General features: G+C 62.2%; 22 protein-coding genes. 5 read left to right on the forward strand and 17 right to left on the reverse strand.

Annotation, left to right across the window (positions count from 1 at the left end):
- Window positions 1–53: 53 nt before the first annotated feature.
- The 13 genes from ACMQ11_RS01115 to ACMQ11_RS01175 all read right to left on the reverse strand — a co-directional run bounded on the left by ACMQ11_RS01115 (window position 54) and on the right by ACMQ11_RS01175 (window position 14,298).
- Window positions 54–1,595: a histidine kinase gene (locus tag ACMQ11_RS01115; protein ID WP_418990816.1), complete on the reverse strand. Its 1,542-nt coding sequence runs from the start codon at window positions 1,593–1,595 to the stop codon at window positions 54–56.
- Between the two features lie 178 nt (window positions 1,596–1,773).
- Window positions 1,774–2,508: an SDR family NAD(P)-dependent oxidoreductase gene (locus tag ACMQ11_RS01120; protein ID WP_418990817.1), complete on the reverse strand. Its 735-nt coding sequence runs from the start codon at window positions 2,506–2,508 to the stop codon at window positions 1,774–1,776.
- A 124-nt stretch (window positions 2,509–2,632) separates the two neighbouring features.
- Window positions 2,633–3,064, reverse strand: a complete 432-nt coding sequence (locus tag ACMQ11_RS01125; protein ID WP_418990818.1) for a hypothetical protein — start codon at window positions 3,062–3,064, stop codon at window positions 2,633–2,635.
- Between the two features lie 11 nt (window positions 3,065–3,075).
- Window positions 3,076–3,513 (reverse strand): deoxycytidylate deaminase, encoded by a 438-nt coding sequence (locus tag ACMQ11_RS01130; RefSeq protein ID WP_418990819.1) that lies wholly within the window; start codon window positions 3,511–3,513, stop codon window positions 3,076–3,078.
- Between the two features lie 128 nt (window positions 3,514–3,641).
- On the reverse strand, window positions 3,642–6,935 hold the full coding sequence (secA, locus tag ACMQ11_RS01135; protein ID WP_418990820.1) for a preprotein translocase subunit SecA: 3,294 nt from the start codon (window positions 6,933–6,935) through the stop codon (window positions 3,642–3,644).
- 117 nt (window positions 6,936–7,052) lie between these two features.
- Window positions 7,053–8,018 (reverse strand): glycosyltransferase family 2 protein, encoded by a 966-nt coding sequence (locus tag ACMQ11_RS01140; RefSeq protein WP_418990821.1) that lies wholly within the window; start codon window positions 8,016–8,018, stop codon window positions 7,053–7,055.
- Window positions 8,015–8,968, reverse strand: coding sequence for a glycosyltransferase family 2 protein (locus tag ACMQ11_RS01145; RefSeq protein WP_418990822.1), 954 nt, complete (start codon window positions 8,966–8,968; stop codon window positions 8,015–8,017). Before ACMQ11_RS01145 ends, ACMQ11_RS01140 begins: the two co-directional genes overlap by 4 nt.
- The gene (locus ACMQ11_RS01150) at window positions 8,956–9,915 is read right to left on the reverse strand and encodes a glycosyltransferase family 2 protein (RefSeq protein WP_418990823.1); all 960 of its coding nucleotides are present in this window, start codon (window positions 9,913–9,915) and stop codon (window positions 8,956–8,958) included. The genes ACMQ11_RS01145 and ACMQ11_RS01150 overlap by 13 nt, the downstream gene beginning before the upstream one ends.
- Before the next feature lie 53 nt (window positions 9,916–9,968).
- Window positions 9,969–10,922, reverse strand: coding sequence for a DUF2851 family protein (locus ACMQ11_RS01155; RefSeq protein WP_418990824.1), 954 nt, complete (start codon window positions 10,920–10,922; stop codon window positions 9,969–9,971).
- Window position 10,923: 1 nt separating this feature from the next.
- Window positions 10,924–11,244, reverse strand: coding sequence for a metal-sulfur cluster assembly factor (locus ACMQ11_RS01160; protein ID WP_418990825.1), 321 nt, complete (start codon window positions 11,242–11,244; stop codon window positions 10,924–10,926).
- 38 nt (window positions 11,245–11,282) lie between these two features.
- Window positions 11,283–11,705 carry a SufE family protein gene (locus ACMQ11_RS01165; protein ID WP_418990826.1) on the reverse strand — a complete coding sequence of 141 codons (423 nt, stop codon included), beginning with the start codon at window positions 11,703–11,705 and terminating at the stop codon, window positions 11,283–11,285.
- 22 nt (window positions 11,706–11,727) lie between these two features.
- Window positions 11,728–13,287 carry an alkaline phosphatase family protein gene (locus tag ACMQ11_RS01170; RefSeq protein ID WP_418990827.1) on the reverse strand — a complete coding sequence of 520 codons (1,560 nt, stop codon included), beginning with the start codon at window positions 13,285–13,287 and terminating at the stop codon, window positions 11,728–11,730.
- A 33-nt stretch (window positions 13,288–13,320) separates the two neighbouring features.
- The gene (locus ACMQ11_RS01175) at window positions 13,321–14,298 is read right to left on the reverse strand and encodes a GSCFA domain-containing protein (RefSeq protein ID WP_418990828.1); all 978 of its coding nucleotides are present in this window, start codon (window positions 14,296–14,298) and stop codon (window positions 13,321–13,323) included.
- Between the two features lie 73 nt (window positions 14,299–14,371).
- Here ACMQ11_RS01175 and ispE point away from each other — a divergent pair, with 73 nt between their 5' ends.
- On the forward strand, window positions 14,372–15,190 hold the full coding sequence (gene ispE / locus ACMQ11_RS01180; RefSeq protein WP_418990829.1) for a 4-(cytidine 5'-diphospho)-2-C-methyl-D-erythritol kinase: 819 nt from the start codon (window positions 14,372–14,374) through the stop codon (window positions 15,188–15,190).
- 40 nt (window positions 15,191–15,230) lie between these two features.
- Here the strand turns inward: ispE and rpiB are convergent, their stop codons facing one another.
- Window positions 15,231–15,671, reverse strand: coding sequence for a ribose 5-phosphate isomerase B (gene rpiB / locus ACMQ11_RS01185; RefSeq protein ID WP_418990830.1), 441 nt, complete (start codon window positions 15,669–15,671; stop codon window positions 15,231–15,233).
- Window positions 15,672–15,807: 136 nt separating this feature from the next.
- Here rpiB and ACMQ11_RS01190 point away from each other — a divergent pair, with 136 nt between their 5' ends.
- Entirely contained in the window at window positions 15,808–16,173 is a 366-nt protein-coding gene (locus ACMQ11_RS01190) for a YbaN family protein (protein ID WP_418990831.1), read from the forward strand.
- A gap of 33 nt (window positions 16,174–16,206) precedes the next feature.
- Here the strand turns inward: ACMQ11_RS01190 and ACMQ11_RS01195 are convergent, their stop codons facing one another.
- Both ACMQ11_RS01195 and typA read right to left on the reverse strand, forming a co-directional pair.
- Window positions 16,207–16,524: a hypothetical protein gene (locus ACMQ11_RS01195; protein WP_418990832.1), complete on the reverse strand. Its 318-nt coding sequence runs from the start codon at window positions 16,522–16,524 to the stop codon at window positions 16,207–16,209.
- Between the two features lie 2 nt (window positions 16,525–16,526).
- Window positions 16,527–18,326, reverse strand: coding sequence for a translational GTPase TypA (typA, locus tag ACMQ11_RS01200; protein WP_418990833.1), 1,800 nt, complete (start codon window positions 18,324–18,326; stop codon window positions 16,527–16,529).
- A gap of 81 nt (window positions 18,327–18,407) precedes the next feature.
- Between typA and aroB the strand changes: the two genes are divergently transcribed.
- From aroB to ACMQ11_RS01215, 3 genes are all read left to right on the forward strand, one after another.
- Window positions 18,408–19,427, forward strand: coding sequence for a 3-dehydroquinate synthase (gene aroB / locus ACMQ11_RS01205; protein ID WP_418990834.1), 1,020 nt, complete (start codon window positions 18,408–18,410; stop codon window positions 19,425–19,427).
- An 82-nt stretch (window positions 19,428–19,509) separates the two neighbouring features.
- Window positions 19,510–20,790, forward strand: coding sequence for a C10 family peptidase (locus tag ACMQ11_RS01210; RefSeq protein WP_418990835.1), 1,281 nt, complete (start codon window positions 19,510–19,512; stop codon window positions 20,788–20,790).
- A gap of 157 nt (window positions 20,791–20,947) precedes the next feature.
- Window positions 20,948–22,264, forward strand: coding sequence for a C10 family peptidase (locus ACMQ11_RS01215; protein WP_418990836.1), 1,317 nt, complete (start codon window positions 20,948–20,950; stop codon window positions 22,262–22,264).
- Window positions 22,265–22,361: 97 nt separating this feature from the next.
- On the opposite strand, the gene ACMQ11_RS01220 is transcribed toward ACMQ11_RS01215, so the two are convergent.
- Entirely contained in the window at window positions 22,362–23,639 is a 1,278-nt protein-coding gene (locus ACMQ11_RS01220) for a malic enzyme-like NAD(P)-binding protein (protein WP_418990837.1), read from the reverse strand.
- Window positions 23,640–23,670 lie beyond the last annotated feature (31 nt).

The raw sequence follows: 23,670 nt of genomic DNA on the forward strand, positions 1-23,670 counted from the left end.
AAATCGGAACGAATGCCCCGTTCGGGGGTGTGAATGCCGCAAAAAGCACCCTGTTATTTCTCGCAAGGTAGCAGCGGCAGCGCACAGCGGAAGAGACCCTGCCCGATGCGGATGTCGATGTTGCGGTCGGTGTAGAAGCGGTAGACCGTGCGGATGCTCTCGAGTCCCACGCCCAGCGAATCGCGGTCGTGCTCCTCTCGCGGGGAGTAGTTATTCTCGATCACCAGGCAGTCGCCCTCGGTGAAGATGCGGATGTGCAAGGGGTTCTGCGCCGTGATGCGGTTGTGCTTGACGGCGTTTTCGACGAGCGTTTGCAGGCTCATCGATGGAATCAGCCGCCCGTGCGCTTCGGGGGCGATGGCCGTGGTGAGGTGGATGCGGTTGCCGAAGCGAATTTGTTGGAGCGAGTAGTACTGCCACGTGAATTCGATCTCGTCGTCCACCGCGACGAGGATTTCCCGTCCCCGTTCGAGCACATGGCGGTAGACGCGCGCCAGGGTGAGCGTGAATTCGCGGGCCTGCTCGGGGTTGCAGCGGATCAGCACGTAGAGCGAATTGAGCGAGTTGAACAGGAAATGGGGGTCGATTCGGTCCAAAATCCGCTGCATCTGGAGTTGGGCCGACTCTTTCTCCGACTCGCGTCGCAGTTCGTACTCCCGCCGCCAGCGCCGCTGGGCCAGGATGAGCAGCAGGGCGAAGACTACCACAGAGATCACGGCGACCAGAATCGTGTAGAAATGGAACTCCTCGATCTCCTGCTCGATGGCCACGCGGGGTACGCCGACCACCGCCACGCAGGGGTGGCCGCCGAGCCGGATCGGGTAGTAGATGCGCTCCTCCTCCACGCCCAGATAGTCCGAGACGGGCCGGGCTGCGGCGCGCACGCCCGAGGTCACGACCTCTTGCAGCGTGGCCAACTCCTCCGGGTTCGAGAGGCGCCGCCCGATCCGCAGGCTGTCGGGGTGGTAGAGGGTCACTCCCTCGGGATCGTACACCGCGGCGTAGCTCCGGCTGAATGGGTTTTGCTCGGTCATGTAGGTATGTACGTCCATCAGCGGGAGGTCGATGCCGCAGAGGTGCTCCGAACCGTCCCGGCAGACGACGCGGCGCGCCAGGCTCCACACCGGCAGGCTGTCGGGTGCGACCACCCGGCTCCAGAGCGTGTCGGCAGCCAAAGAGCGCACCGCCTGCCGGCGGTAATCGTCCGCCGCAAGGGCGCCGCAGCGGCAAGCCCTGCCTCCGCGCGAAAAATCGCGCACAGTGCGTCCCTCCGCGTCCGAGAACCAGATGCGGCCCACCTTGGAGTCGAGTTCCATCAGCGTGGCGGTCAGGATACGCAGTTCCGTTTCGCTGACGCGGGGATGGGTGCCTGCGAAACGGCTTGCGATACGGAAAATTTCCTCGGCTTTGCCGAATTCGGATTCGAGCAGCGCATAGTGGTATTCGCCGACCTGGCGGATGATGCGGTCGCTCATCTCTTCGGCGGTGCGGTTGATGATCCGCCCCGAGACCAGCACGGCAGCGACGAGCAGCGACAGCAGGATACCTCCCGCGATCAGCAGACGTTCCCGGTGGCTGTGTCGGCGTCGTTTCATCGGAGGCAAATTTACCCAAAAATTCCGCTGCGCCAAGAAAAATCCTGCGGAAAGTTCCGCAGGATGTGTTGATGTGGTCTTTGGGGTCGTTCGATTGCTTCCCGGCTGTCTGAACGTATCCGATCCGTCTGCCCGACCCGATTTGCGAGGACGGTTGCGGTCCGCCTGTCCTTGCCGCCTACGCCTTGGTCCGGATCTTCAGCCGCTCCCACAGCCACTCGGGGATGAGCTTCCAGACCGCGACGAACACGGCATAGCGGCGGTCGATGACCACGCGGCGGCGCTCCGTTTTAAGTACCGTGAGGATGCGCCGGGCGACTTTCGGGACCTGCATCAGCATCGGATAGTGGTCCCCGTGTTTGAGCAGGGGCGTTGCGACGAAGCCCGGGCGGATGTCTGTGAAGCGGATGGCGTAGCCCTCCATGTGCGCGAGCTGCGCCAGGGCGTCGATGTAGGTGTTCTGCATGCGCTTGGTCGCCGAGTAGGCCGGAGCGGACCCCAATCCCCGGGTGCCGGCGATGGAGCTGATAACGGCCAGGTGTCCTCCGCCGTTGTCGCGGAAATAGGCGAACGCCGCCGTCACCATCCTGACGAACCCCTCGCCGTTGGTGCGTAGCGTCGAGATTTCGATGTCGGGCTTCAGTTCGATGTTGCGGCTGCCGATCCCCGACGAGTGGAGGTAGATGTCCATGCCGCCCAATTTGCCGACCAGCCGCGACAGGCACTCCGGGGCGTCGTCGCGCGTGATGTCGATCGCCTGGGTGACGACCTGTTCGGGGGCGAGGGCTTTCAACTCCGCGAGCGCCTCTTCGCGCCTCCCGGCCGCACCCACGAGCCACCCCTCGCGGATACAGAGTTTGGCGACTTCGAGTCCGATACCCGAGGTGGCGCCGACGATAACGATCCGTTTCATAGCAAGCGATATAGGTTTGCACTTGAAATATAGCCAAAATTTCGCATAAATGCAAACTCAACCGCTGCAACGCTTGTGCCGGGACGAAAAAAGACGCCTTGCGAGGCGTCTTTTCTACCGGGCTTTACGGCTCTCCGACCCGCGAGGCCCTCCCGAAGAGCGCTTCGCGTTGTGCTTCGGTAAGTTGCGAGGTGGGCTTGCGAAGCATGATACCCGTAAAATCGTTCTCCTTGCCGAACGTATAGAACTGGATCGGCTCCCAGCCGCGGAAAGCCATGTAGTGGAGTGCATCCACTACGGAATCGAACCGGATTTCGCGCCCCGCGGCATCCGTCACGAGGCGGGCTTTCTCGCGTTTGAGCTCTTGTCCGAAATCGATCCGCACGGCGACGCCTTTCCGGGTCGGCGAGCGGAAACAGCTGATCTCGCTATAGACGTATTGGGGTAGGGCGGGAGGCGTGTCGAGGATCGCCCGCACCGCTCGGGGCATCGGCTCGGCGGCCGGGGCGGCGAAGAGGCCGCCGAGGGCCGCAAGCAGGAGAATCGTTTTTTTCATTGGATGATGCGTTAAAGTCCGTCCAAGTCGCGTTGTACGCACTCGATCCCCACTCGGCGCAGCAGCTCCAGCCCCTCCTCGGAGCGGTACTCGTCGCAGTAGACCACGCGCCGAATACCGGCCTGGATGATCAGTTTCGAGCACTCGATGCACGGCGCGGCCGTGATGTAGAGGGTCGAGCCGTCGCAGTTGTTGGCCGACTTGGCCACCTTGGTGATGGCGTTGGCCTCGGCATGCAGCACATAGGACTTGGTCTTTCCGTCCGCGTCCTCGCAAATGTTCTCGAAACCCGAGGGCGTACCGTTGTAACCATCCGAGATAATCATCTTGTCCTTGACGATCAGCGCCCCCACCTTGCGGCGCACGCAGTAGGAATTCTCTGCCCAGATGCGCGCCATTTGCAGGTAGCGCATATCCAGCTGGCGCTGTTTTTCCTCTTGGTAAGACATTTGCTTCGCAATTAAGAAATAGAATGAAAATTAAAAATCAGCATTGCCGGCGGTTTATGCGGACGCCCCCCCCCTGAATTTCTAATTCTTAATTTTTCATTTTTAATTGGAACTGTCACGGCAAAGGCTCACAAGCCTTTGCCGTGACAGTTCTTGTATTTCTTGCCCGATCCGCAGGGACAGGGGTCGTTGCGGCCGATCTTCTTCTCGACGTGCAGCGGCATGGGCTTCTGCTTCTCGGCCTGCCCGGCCTGGGCCGCCGCCTGCATGCGCGAGGCCTGCAACTTGTTCACGTCGACCTTGGCGCGCTGCTGGCGCTGACGCTCCATGGCCTCGGCGTTCTGGTCGCGGACCGGGATGTAGGCCTTATTGAGGATGGCCAGCACCTCGCGGTTGACCCGAATGAGCATCTTCGAGAAGAGCCCGAACGACTCGAACTTGTAGATCAGCAGCGGGTCTTTCTGCTCGTAGGTGGCGTTCTGCACGCTCTGCCTCAGGTCGTCCATCTCGCGCAGGTGCTCCCGCCAGGCGTCGTCGATCGAGGTGAACATGACCACTTTCGAGAATACCTTGTAAATCTCGGCGCCGTCCGTCTCCTTGCAACGGGCCAGGTTCACCGGGACGTTGTAACCCAGGTGGCCGTCGGTGATCGGGAAATAGATGTTCGAATCCAGCTGGTCTTTCTTGTCTTCGTAGATGCGCTCCATGACCGGACGCACGGTGTCGGCCACGGCCTTGGCGCGGCGGCCGTAGGCGTCCTTGAGGTCCTTGACGATCAGTTCGGTGAGCTCTTCGGGCTTGGCGTCGGCGTAGACGGTCTCGTCGAACGAGGGCTCCACGGCCACCTCGCGGATCAGTTCGAAGCGGAAATCGGCGAACTCGATGCCGCGGTTCGACTCCACGAAATTGTCGGCATAGTCGTACATGATGTTGTTCAGGTCGATCTCGATGCGCTCGCCGTACAGGGCGTGGCGGCGGCGCGTGTAGATCACCTCGCGCTGCGAGTTCATCACGTCGTCGTACTCCAGGAGGCGCTTGCGGATGCCGAAATTGTTCTCCTCGACTTTCTTCTGGGCCCGCTCGATGGCGCGCGTCATCATCCCGGCCTGGATCACCTCGCCCTCCTTGAGTCCCATGCGGTCCATCATCGTGGCGATGCGGCCCGAGCCGAACAAACGCATCAGGTCGTCCTCCAACGATACGAAGAACTGCGACGATCCGGGGTCGCCTTGACGGCCGGCACGGCCGCGCAGCTGCCGGTCCACGCGGCGGCTTTCGTGGCGCTCGGTGCCGATGATCGCCAGACCTCCGGCCGCTTTGACCTCGGGCGCGAGCTTGATGTCGGTACCGCGGCCGGCCATGTTGGTGGCGATGGTCACCTGGCCCGAGCGGCCGGCTTCGGCCACTACCTGCGCCTCCAGCTGGTGCTGCTTGGCATTCAGCACGTTGTGTTTGATGCCGCGCAGCTTGAGCATGCGGCTCAGCAACTCCGAAATCTCGACCGACGTGGTGCCGACCAGCACCGGACGCCCCTCGCCGACCAGCCGCACGATCTCCTCGATCACGGCGTTGTATTTCTCGCGCTTGGTCTTGTAGATCAAGTCCTGGCGGTCGTCGCGCACGACGGGCCGGTTGGTCGGAATGACCACCACGTCCAGCTTGTAGATGCTCCAGAACTCCGACGCTTCGGTCTCGGCCGTACCGGTCATACCGGCCAGCTTGTGGTACATGCGAAAGTAGTTCTGCAACGTGATGGTGGCGAACGTTTGCGTGGCGGCCTCGACCTTGACGTGCTCCTTGGCCTCGATGGCCTGGTGCAGGCCGTCCGAGTAGCGCCGGCCGTCGAGGATACGGCCCGTCTGTTCGTCGACGATCTTCACCTTGTTGTCCATCACCACGTATTCGATGTCCTTTTCGAACATGGCGTAGGCTTTCAGGAGCTGGATGACCGTGTGCACGCGCTCCGACTTGATCGAGTAATCGTTGATCACCTCGTCGCGCTTCTGCGCCCGCTCCTCGGCCGTGAGGTCGCTCTTCTCCAGTTCGGCGACCTCGGCGCCGATGTCGGGCAAGACGAAGAAGCCGTCCTCGTTGAAATATTTCGACAGCACCTCGTGCCCCTTGTCGGTGAGCTCCACCGAGTTGAGCTTCTCATCGATGACGAAGAACAGGTCGTCGGTGATCTCCGGCATGCGGCGGTTGTTGTCCTGCATGTAGGTGTTCTCGGTCTTCTGCATCAACGCCTTGACGCCCGTCTCCGAAAGGTATTTGATCAGCGGCTTGTACTTGGGCAAGCCCTTGTGGGCGCGGTAGAGCTTCACGCCGCCTTCGTCGTTCTTGCCCGCCGAGATCAGCTGGCGCGCCTCGGCCAGCAGGGCCGTGACGAGGTTTTTCTGGAGGTTGTAGAGCTGGTCGATGGCCGGTCGGTACTGCTCGAAGAGTTGGTCGTCGCCCTTGGGCACGGGACCCGAGATGATGAGCGGCGTCCGGGCGTCGTCGATGAGCACCGAGTCGACCTCGTCGACGATGGCGAAGTGGTGCTTGCGCTGCACCAGGTCGGCGGGCGACGAGGCCATGTTGTCGCGCAGGTAGTCGAAGCCGTACTCGTTGTTGGTACCGAAGGTGATGTCGGCCATGTAGGCCTTGCGGCGGGCGTCGGAGTTGGGCTGCGTATCGTCGATGCAGGCCACTGAGAGGCCGTGGAACTCATACATGGGGCCCATCCACTCCGAGTCGCGCTTGGCCAGGTAGTTGTTCACCGTCACCAGGTGGACGCCCTTTTTGGCCAGGGCGTTCAGGAACACGGGAAGCGTCGCCACGAGGGTCTTGCCCTCGCCCGTAGCCATTTCGGCGATCTTGCCCTTGTGCAGGACCACGCCGCCGAACAACTGCACGTCGTAGTGGACCATGTCCCACCGGATGTCGTTGCCGCCCGCGAGCCAGTGGGTGGCGTAAATGGCCTTGTCGCCCTCGATGGTGACGAAATCTTTGGTGGCGGCCAGGTCGCGGTCGAAATCGGTGGCCGTGACGACCACCTGCTCGCTCTGTGCGAAGCGGCGCGCGGTGTCTTTCATGATGGCGAACGCCTCGGGCAGAATCTCGTCGAGCACCTCCTCGATCCGCTCGTCGATGCGCTTGGTCGTCTGGTCGATCTCCTTGGAGATGCGCTCTTTCTCTTCGAGCGCGGTTTCGGTCCTTTCGAGCGCGGCTTTCAGTTCGACGATCCGGGCTTCGTCCGGTGCGATGTGGTCGGCGATCTGCTGCTTGAGCGCCTCGCTGCGGGCGCGCAGTTCGTCGTTCGAGAGGGCTTCGATTCGGGGGTAGACGGCCTTGATCTTTTCCAGATAGGGCTCGATCTGCTTGCGGTCCTTGTCGGCCTTGGAGCCGAAGATGAGTTTGATTAAACTGGCAGCTATATCCATAATCGGGTTCTGTTATATGCAGGGTTGCTATTGTAAATCTTACAAAAGTAGTGATTTTCCCGGAATTTTCAAAGAAAACGGCCCCGATCTCGAAAAACCGGGGCCTCTGTCGTTCAGCTACCGCTGCCTGCGGTGGAGCCGGTAGTAGAGGATGAAGAGCGAGGCGCTGCGGTTGAGCAGCATGTAGCGGAACTTGCGCCGCGGAAACGCGAGCGGAAAGACCCCCGCCTCGCGCAGCCGGCGGATCAGTTCGCGCGTGTTGCCGTAGCGGCGGCGGACCGAGCGCTTGCACAGCAGAAAGACCGTAAGCCCGATGCGCTGGCGGATCAGTTGCGCGCCCTCTGCGTCGCCCTCTTTCTCGCGCTCTTCGGCGAACTCGGCGAGGCTCAGCATGGCCGGAACCGTGTTGAACACCTTTTCGGGCTTGTAGTCCCCCATGAACGAGTTTGCCCGTTGCAGGTAGTTGTAGAACCTGTCGGGCAGGTAGCCGATGCGGCGTGCCAGGCAGAGAGCCCGGGGCGTGAACTCCTCGTCCTCGTGCCAGATTGGCTTCATTCTCAGCGAGTTGTCATTCAGGAACCGACGGTCGTAGACGTAGACCGGCACCATCGGCATGAGGTTGGGCTGCCCGAGCAGCTCCTTTCCGCTTCGCACGCGGGTGTCGTAGTAGGGGTAGATGCGATCGCTCCAGTAGGGGAGCGGATTTCCCGCTTCGTCCACGGCCTGCAAGCGGATGCAGAGCATGTCGAGTGCTTCGCGCTCCATGACCTCGGCGATCCGCCCCAGCTTGCCCGGTTCGAGGTAGTCGTCGGCATCGAGGTAGACGACATAGCGGCCCGAAGCCCGGTCTGTGCCGTAGTTGCGCGTAAGGCCCAATCCCTCGTTCGGCTTGGTGAAGACGTGCACATTGGCACGGCCTCCGGCCGCCCGGCAGGCGGCGGCATACGATCCGTCGGTTGATCCGTCGTCTACGACCAGCACCTCGTACTCCTCGGGCGGAAGCCCCTGGTCGAATGTCGATTCGATACATTTGCAGATATATTCCTCCAGGTTGTAAAGCGGGATGACGACGCTGATTTTCATAGGCTTATGTCAAAAAGGATTTTTCGCAGGCGTGCTTCGGGGCGTGACATGCAACACTTGCAGGCTTTTTTGTAGCGATGCGCCAGCTGCTTTTTCAACGCGCGGAGATCGAAAGCACCTGCGGCGGCGTTGGCGCGGTAGATCCGTTCGAGCAGGGTTTTATAGAGCCGCACCCCCTCGCGGTCGACCGGTCCGATGCGGCGCGTGAGACGGAACAGCAACTCCGCTTCCGGTTCGGAAAAGTGCAGGCCCAGCCTGCGGGCGATGTAGTGCGTTTGCACCGCCCGGGCACTCGCGTTCTGCCCCTTGCGCTGCGTGGCCGAAAGTTGTTCGTCCCATTGGCGGTAGAGAAACAGACTGCGCGGTATGCAGGCCATGCGCATCTTCTCCGAGAGGTCGGCCCAGAGCTTGTAATCCTCGGCCATGCTCGTTTCGAGACGTACGCCCGAGCGCTCGAACGTCGCCCGGCGCATCATCGCCGAGGGCATCCCGAATGGACAGCCGAACAGCAGTTCCGTCTCGATCTCTTCGTGCGTGCGGGGTGCTTTCAGCAGTTTTCGCCGCCCGTCCTGGAAGAACATCGTGCCGTACGAGCAGCAGAGGTCTATCTCGGGGCGGCGCTCCAGCAGTTCGATTTGGAGGGTGAAGCGTTCGGGGACGATCAGGTCGTCGGCGTCCATGAAAGCGATGTACTCCCCGCGTGCGGCGTCCAGCCCCCGGTTGCGGGTTTCGGCGGCGCCCCGGTTGCGCTCGTTGCGCAGGAGGCGGATGCGCGCATCGCGGCGGGCATACTCCTCGGCCACGGCATACGATCCGTCGGTCGAACAGTCGTCCACGACGATCAGTTCGAAATCCCGGAACGTCTGCGTCAGGACGCTTTCGATGCTTTCGCCCACGAAGCGCTCCGCATTGTAGAGCGGCATGATGACGCTGATTTTCATAGCCTCCATTTAAGAATCGCTTTTTGCACACCGGTTTCCCATCTTCCCAGGCTGCGCCGGCAAGTCCATTTGAAATGCAGCAACGACGTTTCTTTCAGCGTCGTGCCATCGTAAGCGCCCGTCTGCCCGTTGGCCCGAGCCACACGGCGGAGCAGCCTGGCGTAGGCTGCGATTTGGCTGCGTGCGGGGCGTCCGGTGTGCTGGCTTAGGCGGAACCAGAGCTCCAGCTCCTCGTCCGTGGGCGCAAGGGCGAGTTTGCGCCGGAAGAGTGAGCGCTGAATCTCGCGGGCGCTCCTCTCGAGCGCGTCGCTCTGCCCGCTCGAAACCTGACTTTCCCAGCGGCGGTAGTAGAGGAGATTGTCGGGCAGATTGGCCAGTTGCATCCTGTCCTGGAGGTCGGTCCACATCTTGTAATCTTCGGCCTTGCAGGCCGTGTCGAACCGCGCGTCGCCCACCTGCGCGCGTCGCCACATGATGGAGGGCATGGCCATCGGATTGCCGAAAAGCATTTCGACGGCTATGCCGATGTGATCCGTTGGGACCGGAACAAAATTCCGTCTGCCGTCCGGATAGAATATCGTATAACCACTGCCGCAGACCCCTATTTCGGGATGGGCACGCAAAAATGCGATCTGCTTCTCCAGCCGGTCCGGGGCGGCCAGGTCGTCGGAGTCCATGAAAGCGACATACTCCCCCCCCCGCACGGCATCCAGTCCCCGGTTCTTGGCTCCGGCTACGCCCAGGTTGCGCTCGTTGCGCAGGAGCCGGATGCGCGGGTCGCGGCGGGCGTAACTTTCGGCCACGGCGTACGAACCGTCCGTCGAGCAGTCGTCCACGACGATCAGTTCGAAATCCCGGAACGTCTGCGCGAGCACGCTTTCGATGCTCTCTGCTACGTATCGCTCCGTATTGTAAAGCGGCATGATGACGCTGATGCACGGTGCGGATTCTTCCACGGTAAGGGTCGTTTGGAGTTAAGTTCCGGTAAAGATAGCGATTTTTTTTCGGATCACTCCTCGGCGAGGCGTGCCAGGAGCCGCCGGCCCACGAAGCACTCCTCGCAGCGCTGCCGGGCGCAGTATTCGGTGGCCAGTTGCAGCAGGGCCTGCGACTCGAAAGCGCTGCGGGGCGCAATGCCCCGGTCGCTCCACCGGCGCATGTAGCCGTTCTCCTCGGGCGGGAGCCGTTCGAGCAGCGCCAGGGCGTTGTCGCGCAGCGCTTCGCGGCCCGTGTAGCTGCCGTAGGCGAATTGCAGCACGGCCACCAGGTTGATGGCGATGATGTTGGCCTTGAATACGCCGATGCGCTTGGGCCGCGCGTCGCTTCGGGCCGCGGGGAGGTAGTGCGTGCGCCAATAGTCCGCGGTCTCGGCGCAGAACAGCCGCCGTATGTCCTCCTCCGAGCGGCAGGACATGGTGCGGTCCATGATCAGTTCGTCCTGCGTGAAGAACTCCGCGGCCTGCGCGATGCGCAGCACTGGGTGGTTCGCGGGGCGGATGCTGGCCAGGTGCCATGCCGAATCCTCCATCGGTTCGATGCCGTACTTGGCCGCAAGGTACTCGAACGAACGCCCCAAGTCGAGCGTGTAGGCGTCGTGGCAGTAGCGCTGGAGCAGCCCCGAAGCGCCCAGCAGCATCGCCTCGACACCGTGCGGCACCAGCCGTTCGCGCAGCACGTAGCGGTACGGAACGCGGCGTGCCAGTTCGAGGAACGCCTCGCGGTTGGTCGCATCGCCCAGGGTGCGGAAATAGAGCAGGTAGAAAGTCTGGTTCCAGTTCTCCAGGGCTTCGCGGTGCAATGCCTCCACGGTCCGCATCTTGCGGCCCAGGCGGTCGAAGAGGAGCGACGTGTAGACCTCGGTGCGTTGCAGGCCGTCGAGCGAGGCCAGGTAGCCGCCGCACGCCGCGTCCCCGGCTCCGCGCTTCAGCCGCTCCAGCAGCCGCTCTTTCCGCTCCCCGCACATCTCAGAAGAGATTGAGTTCGAGCAGCGCCTCCTCCGACATCATGCTCTTGTCCCACGCGGGTTCGAACGTGAGGATGACGTTCACCTTTTCGACGCCCCGGATCTTGGCCACCTGCACGTTCACGTCCTCGACGAGCATGTCGGCCATCGGGCAGTTGGGTGCGGTGAGGGTCATGCGGATCGTGGCTACGCCGTCGGGCGTGTAGTCGATTTCGTAGATCAGCCCCAAGTCGTAGATATTGACCGGAATTTCGGGGTCGTATATGTTCTTGAGGGTCGCAACGATCTCTTTCTCGACCCGCAGTATTTCGTCTGGCGACATGGCCTGAATTCTTAATTCTTAATTTTTAATTCTCAATTTTAATTCTCACTGCCTTTGGCTTGAAAAGCCAGGGCGTAGAGCCGCATCTGTTTGATCATCGACAAAAGCCCGTTGGCCCGCGTGGGCGAGAGGTTGGCGCCCAACCCGATCGCGTCGATGAAATAGAGCTCCGTGTCGAGTATCTCGCGGGGCGTGCGGCCGTTCAGTACGCGAATCAATAACGCGATGATGCCCCGGGTTATTATGGCGTCGCTGTCGGCCGTGTAATAGACCCGCCCCTCCTCGAGCCGCGCGTCGACCCACACCCGCGACTGGCAGCCGCTGATCAGGTACCGGTCGGTGCGGTGCGCGGGGTCGATCGGCGCGAGCTCCTCGCTCAGCGAGATCAGGTAGTCGTACTTGTCCAGCCAGTCATCGAATGCGGCGAACTCCTCGATGATCGCGTCCTGCATCTTATCCATAGTCGTTTTGCGTTTTATCCGGTTACAAATCCACGATTTCGGGCAGCACCTCGCCCTCCGAGGCCGCCGGCTCGGAGAGTTCCATGAGCCGTGCCAGCGTCGGCGCCACGGAGGTCATCTCCACGCGCCGCCGGACCTGCGCGGGCCCGGCCCCCGTGCCGCAGAAGATCAGCGGCACCTGCGTATCGTAGCCGTAGAGCGACCCGGACGACGAGCGCCGGTCGTCCTGCTCGATCCAGCCGGGCATCAGGTTCAGCACCACGTCGCCCGAGCGGCGGGGGTAGAAGCTGTTCTGCATGCGGCGCGCGTAGCCGCTGCCGAAATAGCTCGAGCGCATGGCCGTGGCCGAAAGGGCGTGCGACACGCCGCCGAACTGCATGGCGAATACGGCCACCTCGTTCTGCACGTCAGCCAGATCGAGCCCGCGCTCGTAAATCAGATTATGGTTGAGCCACAAGCTCTTGTCGGCATAGTCGAGCACCCAGTCGCCCGTTCCGTAGCGCACGTTCAGAAAGCCGTTGACGATGACTTCGAACTGCCGGGCGTTGAAGCGGTCGCCCGCCTCTGCGCCGGCGTCCCACGAGGGGCTGGTCCCGTGGTCCGAGGTGAAGACCACCAGCACCTCGCCGCCGCGCACCTGCGCGAAGAGGAACGTGAGAAAATCTTTCAGATCGCGGTCCAGCCGGTAGTACATGTCCTCGGCTTCGACCGATTCGGGGCCGTAAAGCTCCGTGATCCGGCGCGCCGGGTCGAGGTAGACGTTCAACAGGTCGGGCGTCGCGTCGGCCCCCAGCCCGTACTGGGCGATGGCCTGCTTGGCCAGCCCCAGCACGGCGGTGTTTCCCGCCGGGGTGTGCATGAGCCGCTCGTAGTCGCTGTCGGCGTCGGGCCGCCCCAGGGCGTTTTGTCGCTTCTCTTTTTTCGACTTGCTTTCCGGGGCGCCGTCCCGTTGCGGGGCGTTGAGGTAGCGCCCCGCGTCGTAGAGCGGATACCACGCGGAGGTCAGGTACGAGAGGTTGTAGCGCTCGCGGTTGTTGCGTGCGATCCATTCGGGCAGTTCGGCGGCGTAGTAGGGCGAGGTCGTCCAGCCCGCGGTGAGGGGGTCGATCCAGAACGCCTCTTTCGAACGGCCCGCCAGCATCACGGCCGCCGTCGGCTCGGCGGCCACCGTCACCGCGCGGCTGCCGGGGGCGTGGCGGAGGAGCGTTTCGGAGAGCGTCGGGGCGATCAGGTGGTAGGCTCCCGGGCCTTTCGGGCCCGCAGTGAGCTCCACGCTCTTGTTGGAGGTGTAGTCCTGCCACCGTTCCGAGATCACTCCGTGCGTCGAGGGCAGGGCGCCGGTCGAGAGGGTCGAAAGGGTCACGGGCGTCGAGGTCTGCTGGAAATCGTAGCGGGCGTCCGTGTAGCGGGTGCCGTCCTGCATGAGCCGTGCGAAGCCCCCGTCGCTCCAGTTGGCGGCGTAGCGGTCGAGGTCCTCGGCACGCATCGAGCCGACGACGAGCTGCACCACCAGGCGCGGTTGTGCGGCGTAAAGCGGTGCGGAGCAGCAAACGGCTAAAAATATCGGAATGATTTTTTTCATTGTCTCGTTGTTCGGAGGGCAAAAATACGAAATTTAGCGATACGTGCACCTTTCGAGGCGCGCTATTTCGTCGGAAAAGTCGAGCCCCTCGCGTTTTTCCAGTGCGCGCATCTGCCCGGCGGTTCGCCGGCACAGGGCGCGCCATGCGTCGCTTTCGGGGCGTCGCGGCGTGTGTCCGGCCAGCGACAGCACCCTTTGCACCTCCCCGAGCAACTCCCGCGTACGCTCCGAGAGAGCCGCCTGTGCGAACCGCTCCCAGATGTACTCCACGGCTGCCGGCGCGGGATGTACCAGGTCGTCGGCGTAGAAGCGGTAGTCGCGCAGGTCGTCCACGAGCAGTTCGTAGGCGGGAAAGTAATGCACGTTCTCGTGCCGCTCCTCCAGTTCGGCGCAGGCCACGCGCAGGATCGACTTGCTCAGGCAGTTGCCGTCGAGCCCGTCGCCCAGGTGGCGCACGGGGCTGACCGTGAGGAGGACCTGCCGTCCGGCCAGCGGCCCCGCGAGCAGCTCCGACCAGTCGGCCACGATCTGCGGAACCGTGAGCCGCTCGCGGCTGAACAGTTCCGCGGGCTGCTTGTGGCAGTTGGCCACTACGGCGCCCGTATCGCGCAGGCGGTAGACCCACGCCGTGCCGAACGTAACCACGACGTGCCGCGCCTGTTCGAGCGCTTGTCGCAGGGCTTCCTGCCCGGCGTTGCAGCGGGCGAGCACCTGTGCCGGGTCGGGGTCGTCCGCGAGGGTGTGGGTATCGTAATGAAACCACCACCCCTCGGCGTCGCGGTGCAGCTCCTCGGCTCGGACGGCGCGGCCCTCTGCGGCGCGGCGCACGGCCGAGGCGATCGACGCGGGGTTGAAGAGCGGACCGCAGAAATCGCCCGAGGCGCGGAATTTCAGGCTCCGGAGCTTTTCGCGCATCCGGTCGGCGAAGCACGAACCTATGAGCAGCACGGGATCGGCGTAGTCGATCGGGTGCGGCAGCGGGGCGATTTCGAGTTCGGTACGGAATTTCATGGTCGTACAAATGTACGACAATTAAAAATTAAAAATGAAGAATTAAAAGTGAAAAAAGCGCTATATTTACCGCATGATGCTACGGGCAAACTGCAAAATCAATCTGGGACTGGATGTGCTGCGCCGCCGCGCGGACGGCTACCACGAGCTGGAAACCGTGCTGTTCCCCGTGAGGGAACTCTTCGACGAGGTGGAGGTCGTGCGGACCCCGCGGCCGGGCGTGCGCTTCGAAGCGGCCGGAATCGCGGTGGACTGCGCCCCCGTGAACAACCTCTGTCTGCGGGCTTTCCGCCTGATGCAGGAACGCTATGGGGTGGACGGCGTGTCGATCCGCCTCGTGAAGCGCGTGCCTTTCGGCGCGGGACTGGGCGGCGGGTCGTCGGACGCGACGGCCGTGATCCGGGCGCTCGACGAACTGTTCGGTCTGGGGCTCGCGGAGGCGGAGCTGATCGGCTGCGCCGCCGCGCTGGGCAGCGACACGGCCTTTTTCGTGCGCAACGAGCCGCAGTTGTGTACGGGCCGCGGCGAAAGAATGACCCCTTTCCCGCTCGATCTGGGCGGCCTGACGCTCGTGGTTGTCAAACCCCCGGAAAAGGTCTCCACCGCCGAAGCATATGCCGGTGTGCGCGCACACACTCCCGATTTTCCGCTCGCCGAGCGCCTCGCGCGACCCCTGGCCGCGTGGCAGGGCACGGTGACCAACGATTTCGAACCTTCGGTCTTCGCCGCGCATCCGGTTATCGCCCGTTTGAAAGCGCAACTGCTGGACGCCGGGGCGCTCTACGCCTCCATGTCGGGGAGCGGTTCGGCCGTTTTCGGTCTGTTCGAGGGCGAAGCGCCCGACCTCACTTTCGCTCCGAACGTGTTCGTCCACCGGGAGACGATCCGCTGAAAAACGGCAGTGTGTGCGCACACACTGCCGTTTTTGCTGCCTATTTGCAGGCCGTGGGGATCTTCTTCAGCCGGTTTTCGTGGCGGCCGCCCTCGAATCGGGCGGCGAAATAGGCGTCGAGCATGGCGACGGCCTCGTCGTTGGAGATGAAGCGCGCCGGGAGGACGATCACGTTGGCGTCGTTGTGGCGGCGGATGAGCGCGGCGATTTCGGGTTCCCAGGCCAGGCCCGCGCGGATGCCCTGGTGCTTGTTGAGCGTGATCGCCATTCCCTCGCCCGAGCCGCAGAGAGCCACGCCGCGCTCCAGTTCGCCCCGTTCGATGGCCTCGGCCAGCGGATGCGCATAATCGGGGTAATCGACGCTCTCGGGCGAGTCGGTCCCGAAATCGAGCACCTCGAAGCCCTTGGAGCCGAGGTAGCCCACCAGAAATTCTTTCATTTCGTAGCCGGCGTGGTCGCTGGCAATGCCGATTTTTTCCATATCGTTCGTTTTTTATGTGTTCCGTTTTATGCCCGTCCATGCAAATCGCAGGCGGTTCGGCGGTGCTTTCGGACAAAGATACGCAAAATTCAGGATGCGCCGCGGGACGGGTGGTTATTTTGCCTATTTTTGCCCCGTGAAACTGCTGCTTGTCCTGCTGGGTTGTCTGGCGTTCGCGCTGGGCGTGGTCGGTATCTTCGTGCCGCTGCTGCCCACCACGCCCTTTCTGCTGCTTGCGGCGGCGCTCTGGGTGCGCTCCTCGCCGCGGTTGTATGCCTGGCTGCTCGCGCATCCTTTCCTGGGCGAATACGTCCGTTCGTACCGCGAAAACCACGCCATTCCGCTCCGCGCAAAGGTCTTTACGCTGCTCATCATGTGGGCCTCGATGCTCTGGTGCATCCTCGTGCCGCTCGGTGATCTGCACTGGGCGCAGGCCGGACTGCTCGCCGTGGCCGCCGGCGTGACGTGGCATATCCTCTCGCTGGCGACACTGAAAAAGTAGCATGAAAAAACGGACCCGCGGGTCCGTTCTGTTTTAAGCCAGATAGCGCTCGGCGACGCCGATCAGAAATCCCAGCAACAGGGCATTTGCCAGCACAATGGGGATGGCCTTGCGGTCGCGGCCCGTGAAAGTCATCACCACCGGCAGGGAGATCATCACCGTGACGGCCATGCCGTCGGCCCACCACGGCAGGTAGGGCAGGTCGCTGTGAAAGACGAGCACGGCGGCGAAGAGATAGACCGCAAAGGCGGAGAGACACGACCGGAACGGGAGTTTCTGCGCCAGCATCGGAATCACGTCCAGGACGCCGGCCGCGGCGCCCACCGCGAGCGAAAGGGTCAAATGGTCCATCGCTATTTCGATTGCCGTTTGCGGTCGACCTCGTGCAGCAGAATCTTCCGCAGGCGCATCGCATGCGGAGTGACCTCGACGTATTCGTCCTCCTTGATGTATTCGAGGGCCTCCTCCAGCGAAAAGACTTTCGGAGGCGCGATGGCGGCCTTGTCGTCCGAACCCGAAGCGCGCATGTTCGTCAGCTGCTTGGATTTGGTGACGTTGACCGTAATGTCGTTCTGGCGCGTGTGCTCGCCGATCACCTGCCCCTCGTAGACGGGGTCCATCGGCGAAATGAAGAAGCGGCCGCGGTCCTGCAACTTGTCGATCGAGTAGGCGTAGGCCGTGCCGGTCTCGCCCGAGATGATCGAGCCGTTGGTGCGCATCTCGATCTCGCCCATCCAGGGCTCGAAATCCTTGAGCCGGTGGGTCATGATCGCCTCGCCGGCCGTGGCCGTGAGCATGTTGGACCGCAGGCCGATGATGCCGCGCGAGGGGATGTCGAACGTAAGGCGCGTGCGGTCGCCGGTGGTCTGCATGTCGGTGAGCGTGCCCTTGCGCCGGGTCGTCAGCTCGATGACCGTGCCGGCCTGCTCCTCGGGGCAGTCGACGGTCATCTCCTCGATGGGTTCGCACCGCTTGCCTCCGATCTCCTTGACGATCACCCGGGGCTGGCCCACCTGCAGCTCGTAGCCCTCGCGGCGCATGGTCTCGATCAGCACCGAGAGGTGGAGCACGCCTCGGCCGAAGACGTTGAACGAGTCGGCCGAGGGGCCCGGCGTCACGCGCAGGGCGAGGTTCTTCTCCAGTTCGCGGTCGAGCCGCTCCTTGATGTGGCGCGAGGTGACGTACTTGCCGTCCTTGCCGAAGAACGGCGAGTTGTTGATCGTGAAGAGCATCGACATGGTCGGCTCGTCGATGGCGATCGGGGGCAGCGGTTCGGGATTATCGGCGTCGCAGATCGTGTCTCCGATCTCGAATCCGTCGATGCCCGTCAGGGCGCAAATCTCGCCGCAGGGCACCTCGTCGACCTTTTTCTTGCCCAGCCCCTCGAAGATCATCAGCTCCTTGATGCGGGTCTTCTGCATCGTCACGCCGTCGCGTTTGGCCAGGGTGACCGTCTGCCCGGCGCGGAGCGTGCCGCGCGTGATTTTGCCCACGGCGATGCGGCCCGTGTAGGCCGAGTATTCGAGCGAGGTGATGAGCAACTGGGGCGTACCCTCGACGATCGCCGGCTCGGGGATCTCGTCGATGATTGCGTCCAGCAGCGGAACGATCGAGTCGGTCCGCTCGTTCCACTTGTGCGACATCCAGCCCTGCTTGGCCGAGCCGTAGATGGTGCGGTAGTCGAGCTGCTCCTCGGTGGCGTCGAGCGAGAACATCAGGTCGAAGACCTGCTCGTTGACCACCTCGGGGCGGCAGTTGGGCTTGTCGACCTTGTTGACCACCACGATGGGCTTCTTGCCCAGCGCGAGCGCCTTTTGCAGCACGAAACGGGTTTGGGGCATGGTGCCCTCGAACGCGTCGACCAGGAGCAGCACGCCGTCGCACATGTTGAGCACGCGCTCGACCTCGCCGCCGAAATCGGCGTGGCCCGGGGTGTCGATGATGTTGATCTTGTAGTCCTTGTAGATGACCGAGACGTTTTTCGAGAGGATCGTGATGCCCCGTTCGCGTTCGAGGTCGTTGTTGTCCAGAATCAGGTCGCCGGTCTGCTGGTTGTCGCGGAGGATATTGCCCGCCAGAATCATCTTGTCGACGAGCGTGGTCTTGCCGTGGTCCACATGGGCGATAATCGCAATATTGCGGAGTTTTTGCATAGAGTTCTTTTTTGTGGTGCAAAGGTAACAAATTCCGGGGAAAATATACTATTTTTGTTCGTTTCTCAATTTGTCCAAGATATGGAACCCGCTTTCAATATCTCCTCCGTCAGCGCCGTTTATATCGGTTCGGCGGCCGAACTGCTGCCCCGCCTGCTGCCCCAAGGGCGGGTGGTGGTCATTACCGACGCCGCCGTCGACCGGCTCTACCGCCCACTGCTGGCCCCGTACGAGAAAGTGCTGATCGGCCGCGGCGAAAGCAGCAAGACCCTCGAAACCGTCCAGACCCTCTACCGCCGTTTCATCGAACTGGGCGTCGACCGCCGGACGTTCATTCTGGCCGTCGGGGGCGGCATCGTCACCGATGTGGCCGGATTCGCCGCCGCGACCTACATGCGCGGGCTGCGGTTCGGCTTCGTCCCGACCACGCTCCTCGGGCAGGTCGATGCCTCGGTTGGCGGCAAGAACGGCGTGAATGTCGACGGCTACAAGAACATGGCCGGCACGTTCACCCAGCCGCAGTTCGTCCTCTGCGATCCGGCGCTGCTCTCCACGCTGCCCGGGCGGGAGTTCCGCGCCGGGCTGGCCGAGATCGTCAAGGCGGCCGTCATTGCCGATGCGGAGCTGTTCGCCCGGCTCGAGGGGGTGATGCTGGGGGCGTTGCGTACGGATACGACCCTCCTGTCGGAGGTCGTCGCCGCGGCGATCCGCGTCAAGGCCGAAATCGTCGGGCGCGACGAGCGCGAGCGGGGCGAGCGGCGCAAGCTCAACCTGGGACACACGCTGGCACACGCCATCGAGAAATGTTCGGACCGGATGAGCCACGGCGAGGCCGTGGCCGTGGGCACGGCGCTCATCGCCGATGCGGCGGTCGAAATGGGCGTGCTTTCCCCTGCGGACCGCGACCGCATCGTGGCGCTGCTGGGCTCGCTGGGATTCGAGCTGCGGCCCCCGGTCGAGTTGAAGCGGCTCCTGAAAGAGGTCGAAAAAGACAAGAAGAGCGAGCAGGGGGTGCTGCATGTGGTGCTGCCCCTGCGGATCGGCGACTGCGAGGTGCGGGCGATGACGGTGGAGGAGTTTCGGGGGTTGTTTGCAGAATAGATAGGCCATTCGGTCGTTTTTGTTGTCTGTCCGGTTATTTTTCCGTATATTTGTTACCGGAGATTGTTTAAACAGTGGAATTATGGAAAAATTATGGTTGCTCGGCTGCTTATTGCTGGCGGGTGCGGGGATCGCGTCCTGCGAAAAGGAGGGGACGAAAAGGCCTGCGGAGGTGCCGGGCGCGGTGCCTTACGGAGAGCGGGTCGGTTATGAGGAGGCGTGCCAAATCGCCCGCGCGGCGGTCGGGATGCTGAACTACGACGATGAGGAGCGCGAATTCGATCCTGCGCGTGTCCAGCGTTACCCCGTCGCGGGGGAGGATCCGCTGCTCTATGTTTTCTCTTTCGGCAGGGGATATGATGGCGGTGGTTTTGTCGTCGTGTCGACCGATCGCCGGGTCGGACCCCTGCTGGCGGTTGTGGAGTCGGGCTTCTACAATCCCGGACGTAAAACACCGCGGAACGTGAGGTGCGGGTACGATCTCTACGTGAATGCCGCATTGGATTTGCTGGAGGGGCTGCGGTCCGTTCCCGATGATTTCGACCGGCCGCAGGAGGCGGGGCGGATGGTGATCCGCTACGATTCGCGTCCGGTGACGGCCGGGAAGCCGATGATTCCCACCATTTGGGGACAGGAGTCGCCTTTTTTCATTTTTTGTCCGATGGTCTCGGGCAGACTGGCACCGGCAGGCTTTGCAGCCGTTGCCGTCGGGCAGATCATGGCGGCTTACACCTGGCCGGCGACCATGACGTTGACCTATCCCGATGCCGGTGCAGCGTCTATCGCACTCAACTGGCCCGGGATTCTGCAGCATCATACGATGAATGACGACTCGGAAGAGTGCCTCGAGCACCGGGCCATCGGTCGGTTATGCCGCGAGATCGGGCAGCAGTTGAATACGGTCTACGACAGCGATCGCAGCACGGCCGATTTTTCGCTCATGCCCGCCTGCCTCGCTCGTTTCGGCTTTGCGGCCGATCCGGTTGCGGATTACACGCCCGAGGCGATGCGGCGGATCGGCCAGAGGGACGGACTGGCCTGTATGCGCGGTGCGGTCGTCGATGTGCTGACACGCTACGAATTCGTCTGGGCGGTGGACGGCAGGGCGCAGATGGTCCACGATACCGAAATTTGGTTCGTGCCCGAAAACGGCGGTCCAGCCCGGTTGGTCGGGGAAAAGTCCGCAACGCAGGAGTTGGTGCATTGCAACTGGGGGCACGACGGATACTGGAACGGCTATTTCGACCCCGTGGTTTTCGATCCGGCCAATCCGGCCAAAATCGAAGAGGAGAGTTTGAAACTGCGGCTTGCCCAATTCATCCAGTCGCTCCAAACCGTCACCGGAATCAAGCCGCAGCGATAGGCTGCCGGACGGTGTTTTTCTCTCGGAGCCCGGCAGTGCGGCTGCGGGAGGAAGTAAAGAAAATATGGTAAAAATTTGTATGATATAGCCTCGAAATTGTATAATTTTTTCGTATATTTGTTGTTGGAGATCAGTTTCATTAAAAAACAGTGAGGTTATGAAAAAGTTAATCTTATTCGGGTGCATCCTGCTCTTGGGAGCGGGGCTCATGTCCTGTGAAAAAGACGGGACCCAAAAGCCGGAAAAACCGGCGGTTCCACAGATCGAGGGTGCCGTACCCTACGAGCCATTTGTCAATTACGAGGAGGCGTGTCAACTGGCCCAGATAGCCATCGACATGCTGGAATCGGATCAGAAGACCCGTACTGCTGCCGGGCGTTCGATCGATGAAAACCGGGTGGTTCGCTATACGGTCAAGGCGACCCGTTCGGAGGACCCGGACGACACCCTGTTGTACGTGTTCAATTTCGATGGAGGCGGCTTTGCCGTCGTAGCTACGGACCGGCGGGTCAACTCCCTGTTGGCCGTAGTAGACGAGGGGAGCTACACCCCGGTGCGTAAAACGCCGCGCAATGTGCTGAGCGGATTCGATCTTTACATGAATGCTTCGCTGAACCTGCTGGAGGGACTGCGTGCTATTCCCTACGCTATTCCGCCGCAGGAGCCTGGACGAATCCTGATCAAGCATATGCCTGTGCAAGTAACCGAGGTCGAACCGATGATTCCGGTAAAATGGGGTACAGAATTTCCGTACAACGGCTATTGTCCGATGGTTTCGGGAGTGCAGGCTCCTGCCGGTTATGCCGCTACGGCCATAGCGCAGATTATGACGGCATACACTCTTCCTAAAACCATGCAGTTGACCTATTCGGGTGCTGATGCCGAGTCCGTGACGTTTAATTGGCCGGGTATTCTTCAGCATATCAGAACGTTGGGAGATAAGTTCGATTGTCCAGAGCATCGGGCCATTGCTCAAATGTGCCGCGAGATCGGTCAGCAGTTGAATACGATCTACGACAAGAATTCGAGCACGGCCGATTTTGCGGCGATTCCCGGTTGCCTCAATCATTTCGGCTTTGCGGCCGATCCTGTTTCGAATTACAGTTACGAAGCGATCCGGCAGAGTTATGAAAACAAGGGAATGGTATGTATGCGGGGAACGGCTGTCGATAGTGGTAAAACCACCGATCATGTATGGGTCGTCGACGGAATATGGCATAATATTACGGATACGGAAATATGGTTCATTCCAGATAGCGGAGGTAAAGGTCGGTTAATGGAGAGAAACAGGGATATAAGGAAAATGACGCATTGCAACTGGGGCTTCGAAGGCGACAGAAACGGCTATTACAATCAGGACATATTCGATACAGCAAAATATTCTTCGCTCGATAAGGGAAGTACAGCGTCATTGGAAGCGATTAATTTCACGCAATCCCTGAAGATCATTACCGGAATCAAGCCGCAGCAATAGGAGAGGCTGTCGAACAGTCCGGTTGAAAAATGATTTCACCCCCGTCGGAATAACGCTGGCGGGGGTGATTTTTGTCTTTGGAGATGTCGGCAGAGATTTATTCCGTCAGCCGGCCGAGCCGCTCGGCGTAGGCGTCCCAGTCGCGGATCGGCTCGCGCGCTACGCCCGACTCCATCGCCGCACGCGCCACGGCGGGGGCGACGGTGGTCAGGAGCCGCGGATCGAGCGGCTTGGGAATCAGGTAGTCGCGGCCGAACGAGAGCTTCTCGACCCCATAGGCCCGGAGCACCACGGCCGGGACGGGCTCCTCGGCCAGGGCGGCCAGCGCATGTGCCGCCGCCAGTTTCATCGCGTCGTCGATCTTCGTGGCCCGCACGTCGAGCGCCCCGCGGAAGACAAAGGGGAAGCCCAGCACGTTGTTGACCTGGTTGGGGTAGTCCGAGCGGCCCGTGGCGAAGAGGATGTCGGGACGCGACAGCATCGCTTCGCGGTAGGAAATTTCGGGATCGGGGTTGGCCAGCGCCATTACGATGGGGCTGCCGGCCATGGTGCGGATCATCTCCTGCGTCAGGACGTCGGCTTTCGAGACACCCAGAAAGACGTCGGCGTCGTGCAGCGCTTCGGCAAGGGTGGTGATGCGGCGCGAGGTGGCGAATTCGCGTTTGAGCGGGTTGAGGTCGTCGCGGTAGACGGTCACAACGCCGCGGCTGTCGCACAGAACCATGTGCTCGCGGCGGATGCCCAGCCTGAGAAAGAGCCGCGCGCAGGCGATGGCCGCGGCGCCGGCGCCGTTGACCACCACGCGCAGGCGGTCGAGTTGCTTGCCGGCGATCTTGGCGCCGTTCAGCAGCGCCGCCGAGGTGATGATGGCCGTGCCGTGCTGGTCGTCGTGCATGACGGGAATGTCCAGTTCCTCGCGCAGCCGGGTGTCGATCTCGAAGCACTCGGGGGCCTTGATGTCCTCGAGGTTGATGCCTCCGAACGTGGGGGCGATGGCCTTGACCGTGCGGATGAACGCCTCGGGGTCGGTCTCGGCGACCTCGATGTCGAAAGCGTCGATCCCGGCGAAAGTCTTGAACAACATGCTCTTGCCCTCCATCACGGGTTTCGAGGCCAGGGCGCCGATGTCGCCCAGCCCCAGCACGGCCGTGCCGTTCGAAACGACCGCCACGAGGTTGCCCTTGCCCGTGTAGCGGTAGGCCTCGGCCGGATCGGCGGCAATGGCGCGGCTCGGAGCCGCCACGCCGGGCGAGTAGGCCAGCGAGAGGTCGTGTTGCGTGAGGTGGGGTTTGGTCGGCACGACGCCGATCTTTCCGGGACGCCCCTCGCTGTGGTAGCGGAGCGCCGCGCGGTCGAGTCTATTTTTCGTATCCATCTTCTTTTCCGTTTGTCATTCGTTATGGAAT

It is taken from the genome of Alistipes sp. (assembly GCF_048465575.1).
Lineage (GTDB): Bacteria > Bacteroidota > Bacteroidia > Bacteroidales > Rikenellaceae > Alistipes.

Bases quoted from the DNA above. Each gene is read 5' to 3' on its own strand.
- ACMQ11_RS01195 (WP_418990832.1), bottom strand. From the start codon at position 16,524: ATGGACCATTTGACCCTTTCGCTCGCGGTGGGCGCCGCGGCCGGCGTC.
- ACMQ11_RS01215 (WP_418990836.1), top strand. From the start codon at position 20,948: ATGAAAAAGTTAATCTTATTCGGGTGCATCCTGCTCTTGGGAGCGGGG.
- ACMQ11_RS01170 (WP_418990827.1), bottom strand. From the start codon at position 13,287: ATGAAAAAAATCATTCCGATATTTTTAGCCGTTTGCTGCTCCGCACCG.
- ACMQ11_RS01175 (WP_418990828.1), bottom strand. From the start codon at position 14,298: ATGAAATTCCGTACCGAACTCGAAATCGCCCCGCTGCCGCACCCGATC.
- rpiB (WP_418990830.1), bottom strand. From the start codon at position 15,671: ATGGAAAAAATCGGCATTGCCAGCGACCACGCCGGCTACGAAATGAAA.
- ACMQ11_RS01115 (WP_418990816.1), bottom strand. From the start codon at position 1,595: ATGAAACGACGCCGACACAGCCACCGGGAACGTCTGCTGATCGCGGGA.
- typA (WP_418990833.1), bottom strand. From the start codon at position 18,326: ATGCAAAAACTCCGCAATATTGCGATTATCGCCCATGTGGACCACGGC.
- secA (WP_418990820.1), bottom strand. From the start codon at position 6,935: ATGGATATAGCTGCCAGTTTAATCAAACTCATCTTCGGCTCCAAGGCC.
- ACMQ11_RS01130 (WP_418990819.1), bottom strand. From the start codon at position 3,513: ATGTCTTACCAAGAGGAAAAACAGCGCCAGCTGGATATGCGCTACCTG.
- ACMQ11_RS01145 (WP_418990822.1), bottom strand. From the start codon at position 8,968: ATGGAGGCTATGAAAATCAGCGTCATCATGCCGCTCTACAATGCGGAG.
- ACMQ11_RS01210 (WP_418990835.1), top strand. From the start codon at position 19,510: ATGGAAAAATTATGGTTGCTCGGCTGCTTATTGCTGGCGGGTGCGGGG.
- ACMQ11_RS01125 (WP_418990818.1), bottom strand. From the start codon at position 3,064: ATGAAAAAAACGATTCTCCTGCTTGCGGCCCTCGGCGGCCTCTTCGCC.
- ACMQ11_RS01140 (WP_418990821.1), bottom strand. From the start codon at position 8,018: ATGAAAATCAGCGTCGTCATCCCGCTTTACAACCTGGAGGAATATATC.
- ACMQ11_RS01165 (WP_418990826.1), bottom strand. From the start codon at position 11,705: ATGGATAAGATGCAGGACGCGATCATCGAGGAGTTCGCCGCATTCGAT.
- ispE (WP_418990829.1), top strand. From the start codon at position 14,372: ATGATGCTACGGGCAAACTGCAAAATCAATCTGGGACTGGATGTGCTG.
- ACMQ11_RS01220 (WP_418990837.1), bottom strand. From the start codon at position 23,639: ATGGATACGAAAAATAGACTCGACCGCGCGGCGCTCCGCTACCACAGC.
- ACMQ11_RS01160 (WP_418990825.1), bottom strand. From the start codon at position 11,244: ATGTCGCCAGACGAAATACTGCGGGTCGAGAAAGAGATCGTTGCGACC.
- ACMQ11_RS01120 (WP_418990817.1), bottom strand. From the start codon at position 2,508: ATGAAACGGATCGTTATCGTCGGCGCCACCTCGGGTATCGGACTCGAA.
- ACMQ11_RS01155 (WP_418990824.1), bottom strand. From the start codon at position 10,922: ATGTGCGGGGAGCGGAAAGAGCGGCTGCTGGAGCGGCTGAAGCGCGGA.
- aroB (WP_418990834.1), top strand. From the start codon at position 18,408: ATGGAACCCGCTTTCAATATCTCCTCCGTCAGCGCCGTTTATATCGGT.